Source organism: Actinocatenispora comari (assembly GCF_017312725.1).
GTDB lineage: Bacteria > Actinomycetota > Actinomycetes > Mycobacteriales > Micromonosporaceae > Actinocatenispora > Actinocatenispora comari.
The window spans coordinates 44,978-53,033 of record NZ_BOPO01000115.1; the positions used below are offsets into that span (position 1 = coordinate 44,978).

Annotated in this window: 8 protein-coding genes; 5 read left to right on the forward strand and 3 right to left on the reverse strand. The window is 73.1% G+C overall.

The annotated features are described in order from the left end of the window. Positions 1–72 precede the first annotated feature (72 nt). The 3 genes from NUM_RS28030 to NUM_RS28040 all read left to right on the forward strand — a co-directional run bounded on the left by NUM_RS28030 (position 73) and on the right by NUM_RS28040 (position 2,354). A complete protein-coding gene (locus NUM_RS28030; protein ID WP_207127954.1) occupies positions 73–1,509 on the forward strand; it encodes an amidase in 1,437 nt (478 codons plus the stop codon). Between the two features lie 67 nt (positions 1,510–1,576). Further along, the gene (ctaJ, locus tag NUM_RS28035; RefSeq protein ID WP_207127955.1) at positions 1,577–1,876 is read left to right on the forward strand and encodes an aa3-type cytochrome oxidase subunit CtaJ; all 300 of its coding nucleotides are present in this window, start codon (positions 1,577–1,579) and stop codon (positions 1,874–1,876) included. Positions 1,877–1,883: 7 nt separating this feature from the next. Next, on the forward strand, positions 1,884–2,354 hold the full coding sequence (locus NUM_RS28040) for a DUF5130 family protein (protein WP_207127956.1): 471 nt from the start codon (positions 1,884–1,886) through the stop codon (positions 2,352–2,354). A gap of 172 nt (positions 2,355–2,526) precedes the next feature. Here NUM_RS28040 and NUM_RS28045 read toward each other — a convergent pair whose 3' ends face one another. Then, a complete protein-coding gene (locus NUM_RS28045; RefSeq protein ID WP_207127957.1) occupies positions 2,527–2,715 on the reverse strand; it encodes a hypothetical protein in 189 nt (62 codons plus the stop codon). Positions 2,716–2,836: 121 nt separating this feature from the next. Continuing rightward, positions 2,837–3,271, reverse strand: coding sequence for a winged helix-turn-helix transcriptional regulator (locus NUM_RS28050; protein ID WP_207127958.1), 435 nt, complete (start codon positions 3,269–3,271; stop codon positions 2,837–2,839). A gap of 104 nt (positions 3,272–3,375) precedes the next feature. On the opposite strand from NUM_RS28050, the gene NUM_RS28055 reads away from it, so the two are divergent. Continuing rightward, on the forward strand, positions 3,376–4,278 hold the full coding sequence (locus NUM_RS28055; RefSeq protein ID WP_207127959.1) for an NADP-dependent oxidoreductase: 903 nt from the start codon (positions 3,376–3,378) through the stop codon (positions 4,276–4,278). Positions 4,279–4,501: 223 nt separating this feature from the next. On the opposite strand, the gene pepN is transcribed toward NUM_RS28055, so the two are convergent. Next, positions 4,502–7,045, reverse strand: coding sequence for an aminopeptidase N (gene pepN, locus NUM_RS28060; RefSeq protein ID WP_207127964.1), 2,544 nt, complete (start codon positions 7,043–7,045; stop codon positions 4,502–4,504). 397 nt (positions 7,046–7,442) lie between these two features. On the opposite strand from pepN, the gene NUM_RS28065 reads away from it, so the two are divergent. After that, complete coding sequence (locus tag NUM_RS28065) at positions 7,443–8,042, forward strand: mycothiol-dependent nitroreductase Rv2466c family protein (protein WP_207127960.1); 600 nt, start codon at positions 7,443–7,445, stop codon at positions 8,040–8,042. Positions 8,043–8,056: the final 14 nt, after the last annotated feature.

The window sequence follows — 8,056 nt, forward strand, 5'->3', positions numbered from 1 at the left end:
CCATCCTCGCAGTCCGACACCGCCCCTCACCAGGCGGTGAGGTGGGCCGGTGCGGGGAACTACCGTGGCGGCGTGACCCAACCGCACGAGCTGACCGCGCTGCAGCAGGCCGCGGCGATCAGGGCCGGTGACCTGTCCCCGGTGGAACTGGTCGAGCACTACCTGGACCGGATCGCGGCGTTCGACGGCCGGCTCGGTGCGTTCGTCACGGTCACCGACCAGGCGGCCCGGGACGCGGCGAAGCGCGCCGAGGTGGCGGTCACCATGGCCGATCCGTTGCCGGCGCTGCACGGGGTACCGACCGCGATCAAGGACCTGGCCGCGACCGCCGGCGTGCCCACCTCGTACGGGTGCGTCGCGCTCGCGCAGCACGTGCCGGACGCCGACGCGCCGGTGGTCACCGCGCTGCGCGCGGCCGGCACCATCAGCCTCGGCAAGACCGCGACCAGCGAGTTCGGGACCACGCTGTACACCGAGGCGGTCGGCTTCGTGCCGACCGCGAACCCGTGGCGGCGCGGCGCCAGCCCGGGCGGCTCGTCCGGTGGCGCGGCCGCCGCGGTCGCCGCCGGACTGGTACCGGTGGCGCACGGCAGCGACGGTGGTGGCTCGCTGCGGGTGCCGGCCGCGCTGTGCGGGCTGATCGGGTACAAGCCGAGCCGTGGACTGATCCCCGGCGCCGGCGGGTTCGGCCTGGCCAGCCAGGGGCCGATCGCGCGCACCGTGCCGGACGCGGCGGCGCTGCTCGACGCGATGGCGGTACCGGTGCCGGGGGAGCCGTACCCGGCGCCACCGCGGCCCGACGGCGGGTACCTGGCGGCGGCGATGCGGCCGACCGGGCCGCTGCGGATCGCCGCGTACCTGGAGCCGCCGCTGTTCGACACCACGGTCCACCCGGACTGCGTCGCCGCCTACCGCCGGGCCGCCGACCTGCTCACCGGGCTCGGCCACGACGTCGTCGAGGTACCCGGGCCGTACGATCCGGCGATGCTCGCCGACTTCCGGGTGGTGGCGTGCCTGCTCGGCCGAGCCGACGCGGTCGGCAAGATGGCCCGCTGGATGGCCGCCGAGGCGCGCCGGCACTCGGCCGCCGACCTGCTCGCCGCGCACGGCCGGCTGCTCGCGGCGATCCGTGCCGCCGCGCACCGGCTGGCCGGCTACGACGTGGTGCTCACCCCGACGCTGGCCCGGCCCGGCGTCGGCATCGGGCATTTCGCCGAGATGAGTCCGGAGGAGGACTTCGACGCGCAGACCGCGCTGTCGCCGTACTGCTCGGTGCACAACCTGTCCGGGGCGCCGGCGGTGAGCGTGCCGATCGGTGCGGACCGCACCGGCCTGCCGGTCGGCGTGCAGCTGTCCGCGTCGCTGGGCGACGACGCGCGGCTTCTTGCGGCGGCTTCCGCCCTGCACGACGCGGCAGGGTGGAAAGACCGGCACCCGCCCATCTGGACCAAGCTACCCTCGGCTACGGTGAATCTCGGTCCACGTTCGTTGGGCACCGGGCCCCGCTGACGGAGCTTCGGTCATGCCGACCGGACGAGTCGGCGAGGGTCGCAACGAGGCGAGGTGCGTTGAACCTGTGACAGTCTGGGAAGTTGTGCTCGTCTTCGTCGGTATCCCGGTCGGGGTGTTCCTGCTGCTGGCCGCCGCGGTGTACGGCGCCGGTTCGCGCCGCTCCCGCCGGTACCGGCCGGGTCGGCCGTTCGAGTTCGCGCCGGTGTGGTTCCTGGCCGCGCCGGAACGCATCCTGACCGCGGACGACGGGCCGGAGCCTGCCGAGCCCGGTACCGCGATGCTCCCCGCAGGTGCGGCTGCCGGTGCCGTGGCCACCACCGGCTCGGTCCGCGGCGTCAAGGGGGGCGCAAGTGGCAGTTGGTGAGGCAGCGATGACCACCTCCGACAGCGGCCGGCACGAGTTGGCCGAGCCGCACATCACCAGCCACGGCGAGCCGGTCGAGCACCCGCCGACCCGCGGTTCGCTGTTCGACGGCGTCGCCGACGGTCCGTTCAACGGCGGTCAGCTGGTGCGGCTCGACGAGGCGCTGCGCGCCGCCGACGAGCAGTCCGGCCTGGCGTTCAGCGTCTACGTCGGCGAGCTCGACGGCGACGACCATCGCCGGGCGGCCGACGCGCTGCACGACCGGATGGAGAATCCCGACGTCGGCGTGCTGCTCGCGGTGTCCCCGAACCAGCGCGTGGTCGAGATCGTGACCGGCCCGATCGCCGCGAAGAAGCTGCCGGACCGGGTCTGCGCGCTGGCCGCGCTGTCGATGACCGCGGCGTTCTCCGGCGGTGACCTCGCCGGCGGCATCGTCACCGGCCTGCGCATGCTGAGCGATCAGGCCCGCGTTCCGTAGATCTTCGGCACCCCGATCTGGTTTCCGGGGTCGCGGTGATGGGTGAGGACGTGAGCGAGCCGAGCCCCGTTTTCCGCTGGCAAGCCGAGACGAGGCGCCGTGTGCGCACGCACACAAGCCTCGGATCGGCGCAGCCCAGCGGGAAACGGGGCCGGCGTAGCGCCCTTGACAGTCAGTTGACGGAGCGGCGCCCGCGGCCGACGGTGGGGCGCGGCTGGACGCCGGCTTCGGGGTCACCGCAGCGCGGACACGGCACGAACCCCTGCACGGTGCGGTAGCGGCCGTCCACGACGGCGGCGTGCGTCTGAAGCACCTCACCGGACCCGAGGCACGTGTTGCACACGTTGCTTGGTGCCGACATGGCGCTCACCTTACTGGTCTGGCCGACAACGTCCAGTGCCGATTCTGGTACCGATCCGAACGCGTGCGCTGTCGGATTCCCGCGCGTGTCGCGGCGGCCACGTCGCGCGTCCGCCGGCCCGTCACCCACGGTGCGCGGGCGCCGCTCGGTCGGCGTCGCGGGTGCGCCGGTCGTACCGCCGGCGCGAGTCGCGGACGTCCGGCATGTGGTGCTCGGCCCACCGTTTGAGGTGCGCGATCACCGCGACGAGGCTCGCACCCAGCGGCGTCAGCGCGTAGTCGACCCGGACCGGGACGCTCGCGGTGACGGTGCGTTCGACCAGCCCGTCGCGCTCCAGCGTGCGCAGCGTCTGGGTCAGCATCTTCTGGCTGACCCCGGCGATCTGCCGGCTCAGCTGCGAGTACCGCGCCGGTCCGGCGTCCAGCGCGGTGAGCACCAGCGTGACCCACTTGTCCGCGATCGCGTCCAGCAGCTGCCGGGACGGGCAGGCGGCGAGGAACGCGTCGTACTCCTGCTTCGCCTCGGCTCGGCGTTGGCTGGCCGTCGTCGTCGCCATGGCACACCTTCGCTCTCGTTACGCACTTTCGGGTGCCTACTTTCCGATGGAGAGTAGCGCCCCTACGTTGGGGCGCACAACGCCCGTACGACGAGGGAGCGGCGATGCGCGCAGCGACACGAGGCACCGGCGGCCCGGCCGTCGTCGAGGTGCCGGCACCGGCCCCGGCGGCCGGTCAGGTACGGATAGCGGTGGCCGCGGCGGCGGTGAACCCGGTGGATCTGGCGACCCAGGACGCACTGTTCGGCGAGCTGGCGTCGGCCGGGCTCGGCTGGGACGTCGCCGGCACCGTCGACGCGGTCGGCGCCGGAGTCGACCGCCTGGCCCCGGGCGACGCGGTGTTCGGCTTCCGGGACCGGCTGTCCGCGCCGACCGGCAGCCACGCCGAACTGGTCGTGCTGGACGCCGCCGCGGTGGCCGCCGCGCCCGGGCTCGACCCGGTACGCGCGGCGACGGTGCCGCTGAACGCGACGACCGGCTGGCAGGGCCTGGACCGGCTGGACCTGGCGGCCGGCGACACGATCCTGGTCACCGGCGCGGCCGGCGCCGTCGGTCGGTTCACCAGCACGCTCGCCCGTCGGCGCGGCCTGCGGGTGGTGGCCGCGGTTCGGCCGGGCAGCACCGATCGCGTACCGGCCGGCGTCGAGCAGGTGGTCGAGACCGCGCCCGGCTGGCCCGACGCGGTACGCGCACGGATCCCGGGCGGCGTCGACGGGGTACTGGACGCCGCCGGTCTCGGCGCGCCGGCACTCGACGCGCTGCGCGCCGGTGGCCGGTACCTGTCGGTGCAGCCGCTGCTCCCGTTGCCGGCCGCGCTGCGCGGCACGCACGTCGCCGCGGTCGCCGCGTACAGCGACGCCACGGTGCTCACCGAGTTGGCGAAGCTCGCCGTCGCCGGCGAGCTGGAGTTGCCGCCGGTGCAGCGGTTCCCGCTCAGCGAGGTGGCCGCGGCGTACCGGCGGGCGGCGCAGCCGGGTCGCCCCACCGCCGTGGTCCTGGTGCCGTAGCAGCAGATCCGCCGGACGAAGCCTGCCCGGAACGAGCGCACCCGTCCCGGACGAGCGGCGCCGCCCCGGACGAGCGGCGCCCGGGTCCCGGGACGAGCGGGCCCGTCCCGAACGAGTGGCGTGCGTCCCGGACGAGCGGCGCGCCCCGGACGAGGGGTGGCTGGCGGGAACGAGCGGCGCCCGCCCCGCGGACTGCGGGACGGGCGCCGGATCGCGCGACGGGTCAGCTCGCGGCGGTGTCGCAGGCGCGGGCGCGCAGGGCGCGCTCGACGCCGTCCTTGCCCTCGGCGACGAGCCGCCGCAGCGGCGCCGGGTGCTCCCCGGTCAGCCACCTGTCGGTGGCGGCCACGGTGGCGTCGTCGACGAGCAGGCTCGGGTAGCCCATGATGGCGAACACCTGCGCGACCTCACCGTCGAACCGCTCCGACACGCCCGCCACGTCGGCGAAGTAGCGGTCCCGGTACGGGGTGAGCAGCTCCAGCTGCGCGGAGTGCCAGAAGCCCTGCAGCATGGCGCGCTGCAGCCAGTTCGGCAGCGAGGTGTCGGTGGTGATCTTCGTCCAGATCTCCGCCTTGGACGCCGCGTCGGGCAGCGCCGCGCGGGCCACCGACGCCTGCCGCCGACCGCTCGCGGTGTTGTCCCGGGCCAGTTCGGCGTCGATCTCGGCGGCGCCGTAGGTGCCGAGCGCGACCAGGCTGTGCAGCAGGTGCCAGCGCAGGTCGGTGTCGACGGTCAGGCCGTCCGGCACGCCCGTGCCGTCGAGCCAGCCCTTCAGCACCGCGAGATCGGCGTCGGTGCGGGCCAGCGCCGCGTACTCCTGGGCGAAGGCGAGCTGGCGGCCGCTGCCCGGCTCGGCGCCGCGCAGCGCCGCGTCGAACGTGCTGGCCAGCAGCGTGCGGCCCTCGTCCTGCCAGGCCGGGTCGGCGTACAGGTTGACCGCCTGGCGGGCGGTGCGGGCCAGGATGGTGACCAGGTTGACGTCGGTCTCGGACCCGATGCCGGCGGCGACCATCCGGACGAACTGGCGGGCCGGCAGCTCCGCGTCGCGCAGCATGTCCTGCGCCGCCGCCCAGACCAGGCCGCGCGGCAGCGAGTCGGCGAAGTCCGAGACGTGCTCGACGATCGTGGCCAGCGAGCGCTCGTCCAGCCGGATCTTCGCGTACGTCAGGTCGTCGTCGTTGATCAGCAGCACGTCCGCGGCGCGCTCGCCGGCGAGCTCCGCGACCTCGGTGCGCTCGCCGGACACGTCCAGCTCGACCCGCTTGCGCCGCACCAGCTTGCCGTTGTCCAGGTCGTACAGGCCGATCGCGAGCCGGTGGGTGCGCAGCGTCGGGTAGTCCTTCGGCGCCTCCTGCAGCACCGCGACGGTGCCGTAGTTCTCGCCGGACAGGGTGATCTCCGGTCGCAGCGTGTTGACCTGCGCGGTGGTCAGCCACTGCGACGCGTACTCGCGCAGCTCCCGGCCGGACGCCTCCTCCAGCGCGCCGAGCAGGTCGTCGAAGGTGGCGTTGCCCCACGCGTGCTTCGGGAAGTACGCGCGCAGCCCGCGCACGAACGCGTCCCGACCCACGTAGGCGACGATCTGCTTGAGGATGCTCGCGCCCTTGGCGTACGTGATGCCGTCGAAGTTGACCTCGACGGTCTCCACGTCCGGGATGTCGGTGTACACCGGGTGCGTGGTCGGCAGCTGGTCCTGGCCGTACCCCCAGCGCTTGCGCAGCGCGAGGAAGGTGGTCCACGCGTCGGAGAAGCGGGTGGCCTCGGCGTTGCACCAGTGGCTGGCCCACTCGGCGAACGACTCGTTCAGCCACAGGTCGTCCCACCAGCGCATGGTCACCAGGTCGCCGAACCACATGTGCGCCAGCTCGTGCAGGATCGTGTTGGCGCGCTGCTCGTACTCGAAGTTGGTGACCTGCGAGCGGAACAGGTAGTGCTCTTCGGAGATGGTGATGCAGCCGAAGTTCTCCATCGCGCCGGCGTTGTACTCCGGCACCAGCAGCTGGTCGTACTTCGGCAGCGGGTACCGGATGCCGAACTGGTCGTGGTAGAAGTCGAAGCCCTGCTTGGTGATGGTCAGGATGTCGTCCGCGTCGAGGTGCTCGGCGAGGCTCTTGCGGCAGTACACCCCGAGGTCGATGCCGTCGTGTTCGTCGCGCACCTCGTGGTACGGCCCGGCGCAGACCGCGGTGACGTAGGTGCTCATCGTCGCGCCCTCGGCGAACGTGACGACCTTGTCCGCGTCCCGCTCGGTCACGTCGGCGACCGGCGAGTTCGAGACGACCCGCCAGTGCTTCGGCACCGTCACCACGAAGGTGTGCTTGGCCTTGAGGTCGGGCTGGTCGAAGCAGGCGAACACCCGCTGCGCGTCGTTCGTCTCGAACTGCGAGTAGAGGTACACCTCGCCGTCGACCGGGTCCAGGGCGCGGTGCAGCCCCTGCCCGGACGTCGAGTACGTGCAGTCGGCCTCGACCACGAGCTCGTTCTCGGCGGCGAGGCCGGGCACCGCCAGCCCCTTGGTCGAGTCGTACCCGGAGAGGTCCAGCGCCGTGCCGTTGAGGGTGGCGGACCGCAGCGTCTGGGCCGTGATCTCGACGAACGTCGCGGCACCCGGCTCCGCGCAGCGGAACCGGATCTCGCTGCGGGAGGAGAAGGTGGTGCCCTCACTCGGTGCGCCCGCGCCGTCGGTCAGATCGAGGGTGACCCGGTAGGTCACCTCGGACAGCAGCCGGGCCCGTTCGACGGCCTCGGTGCGTGCCAGGTTGTGGATGCCAGGCAAGTCTCCTCCTTGGTGCGCCAGTCGGCCCGCGGAGGCCGCCCGCTGGGGGAGGTGGCATCGTCGCCGGCCGGAAGCATTTCTTTCGTATCGCCTAGGCGAGTGTTCCACGACGCATGCACCAGCGTGCAGGGTCCCGTCGGACACGGCTTGGTTGCGGTAGCGGTGGGCGGGCGCTGCCGCGGCCGGGAGTGCGGCGCGAAGGACGTGGCGGGCAGTGCGGCGCGACGGGCGGCGCCGGCGCGAGGTGGCCGGATTGTTGCGGTAGCAATATTGTTCGATGACAGCGGAACAACCCGACGACAACCGTGTGGCCCGGCGCGATCCCGCACGGCCGCAGCGTGGAGATGAGGACAGAGTGCCCGACACCCGGCAAAACACCATCGTCGACATGTGGTTCGACCCGGCCTGCCCGTGGGCCTGGCTGGCGTCCCGGTGGCTGCTCCAGGTCGAACAGGTCCGCCCGGTACGGATCCGGTTCCATGTGATGAGCCTCGCGGTGCTGAACGAGGACAAGGACATCCCGGACGACTACCGCACCATGCTCGCGACCACCTGGGGCGCGGTCCGGGTCTGCATCGCCGCGGAGGAGGCACACGGCACCGAGGTGCTGCGCGACCTGTACACCGCGCTCGGCACCCGGATCCACGTCGAGAAGCAGGAGAAGGACCGGCAGCTGCTGGTGGACGCGCTGACCGACGCCGGTCTGCCGGCCGATCTCGCCGACGCGGCCGAGACCGACAAGTACGACACGCGGCTGCGGGAGAGCCACCACGAGGGGATGGACCCGGTCGGCTACGACGTGGGTACGCCGGTGATCCACGTGCCGGGGGCCGACGGCGAGCAGATCGCGTTCTTCGGCCCGGTGATCAGCCCGGCGCCGAAGGGCGAGGCCGCCGGCCGGCTGTGGGACGGCGTGCTCGCGGTCGCCGGTACCGACGGGTTCTTCGAGATCAAGCGCACCCGCACCCGCGAACCGATCTTCGACTGAGCGGCTCGGCAGCG

Excerpts from the sequence above, each read along its gene's own strand:
- NUM_RS28040 (WP_207127956.1), top strand. The coding sequence starts at position 1,884 with ATGACCACCTCCGACAGCGGCCGGCACGAGTTGGCCGAGCCGCACATC.
- NUM_RS28045 (WP_207127957.1), bottom strand. The coding sequence starts at position 2,715 with ATGTCGGCACCAAGCAACGTGTGCAACACGTGCCTCGGGTCCGGTGAG.
- NUM_RS28050 (WP_207127958.1), bottom strand. The coding sequence starts at position 3,271 with ATGGCGACGACGACGGCCAGCCAACGCCGAGCCGAGGCGAAGCAGGAG.
- NUM_RS28055 (WP_207127959.1), top strand. The coding sequence starts at position 3,376 with ATGCGCGCAGCGACACGAGGCACCGGCGGCCCGGCCGTCGTCGAGGTG.
- NUM_RS28065 (WP_207127960.1), top strand. The coding sequence starts at position 7,443 with ATGTGGTTCGACCCGGCCTGCCCGTGGGCCTGGCTGGCGTCCCGGTGG.